General features: G+C 69.7%; 1 protein-coding gene. It reads right to left on the reverse strand.

Annotated features, from left to right (window positions below):
• Positions 1-1,649, reverse strand: a 1,649-nt coding sequence (locus PV396_RS28505) for a S8 family serine peptidase (RefSeq protein WP_319209299.1), incomplete at both ends; no start/stop codon positions are given.

Here is a 1,649-nt window from a genome sequence, read left to right on the forward strand (position 1 = left end):
GTGGAGGTGAAGGTCCACAGGGCGGAGTGGCCGCGCCCGTCGGCGGTGTTGGCGTAGCGGTAGAGGACGGCTACGTCGGACTTGCCGTCGCCGTTGAAGTCACCGGCCACGAGCTTGCTGCTGTCCCAGGTCCAGGAACCGGCCCCCGAGTCCCAGACCTTGGCGGGGTTGTTGAAGCCGGTGCCGGTGGAGGTGAAGGTCCACAGGGCGGAGTGGCCGCGCCCGTCGGCGGTGTTGGCGTACTTGTAGAGGACGGCCACGTCGGACTTGCCGTCGCCGTTGAAGTCACCGGAGACGGGCTTGCTCAGGGTCCCGTCCCAGGAGCCGCCGCCCGAGTCCCACTTCTTGACCGGGTTGGCGAAGCCGCTGCCGGTCGAGGCCTGCAGCCACAGGGCGGAGTGGTTGGTGCCGTCGGCGTTGGGCTGGTAGCCGTACAGGTAGGCGGCGTCGGACTTGCCGTCGCCGTTGAAGTCACCGGTCCTGTCGGGCGTGTGGCCGAGTGCCTTGGTGAGGTCGATGCGGGGGGTCGTCGCCCCTGTGTAGGTGATGGGTTTGCCGGTGGTCTTCAGGAGTGACTCGAGGCTCGTGATGCTCTTGTCGGGGAAGGCCTGGTGGAGGACGGCGAGGGCGCCTGCCACGTTGGGTGCGGCCATGGACGTGCCGCTCTTGGTGGCGTATCCGCCGCCGGGGACGGAGGAGAGGATGCTGTTGCCGGGGGCGAACAGGTCCAGCAGCGGGCCCCGGTTGGTGAAGAGGGAAAGTTCGTCGTCGGCGGTGGTGGAGCCGATGGTGATGGCGGAGGAGACACAGCCGGGGCTGGTGACGGCGTTGTCGTAGGCGTTGTTGCCGGCCGCGACGACGGTGGCGACTCCGGCGGTGAGGAGGTCGTCGATGACCTTCTTGCGGGCGTCGTTGTCGCAGGCGGTGGTGTAGCGGCCGGAGCCGAGGCTGAGGTTGGCCGCGATGATGGGTGTGCCGGCCTGCTTGAGTTGCAGGACCTTTTCCAGGCCGGCGAGTTGGGCGCTGGCGAAGCTGGCGACGCAGGGGGTGTCTTCGGGGGTGCCGCAGAAGTCCTCGGAGTTGAACTGGCTGAAGATCTGGATGGCGACGATGTTCGCGCCGGGGGCGATGCCGGCGGCGGGTGCGCCGGTGAGGTTGGCGCCGTTGCCGGCGGCGATCCCCGCGACGTGGGTGCCGTGGTCGCAGCCGTGGACGGTCACACACGGTCCGGTGCCGGTGTTCGCGCTGCCCGTGCCTTCCTGCTGGGCGGTTCCGTTGGGGCAGAGGCTGGTGGCGGAGGAGTCGGGCACGATGGGTGAGAAGCATGCCTCGGCGACGATCCGGCCCTTGAGGTAGGGGTGGCTGGTGTCGACACCGGTGTCCAGGACCGCGATCGTCCCGCCCTGACCGGTCGCGCCCGCTGCCGTGGCCGCCGTGGCGGTGTCCGCGCTGCTGAGAGAGACGCTGTCGTCGTCGGCGGTGGGCCGCGAGGGAACGTCCTCGGTGACGCTGACCACGCCGGGCTGGGAGGCGAGGTCCTGCAGGCCCTGCTTGTCGACCTCGAGGGTGACGACCGGCAGGGTCTCGAAGGACTGCCGTGTGGTGCCGGCAGCCGCAGCGTCCGGCAGGTCGGTGCGGTCCTTGGTGAC

Source organism: Streptomyces sp. ME02-8801-2C, from assembly GCF_033793965.1.
Taxonomy (GTDB): domain Bacteria; phylum Actinomycetota; class Actinomycetes; order Streptomycetales; family Streptomycetaceae; genus Streptomyces.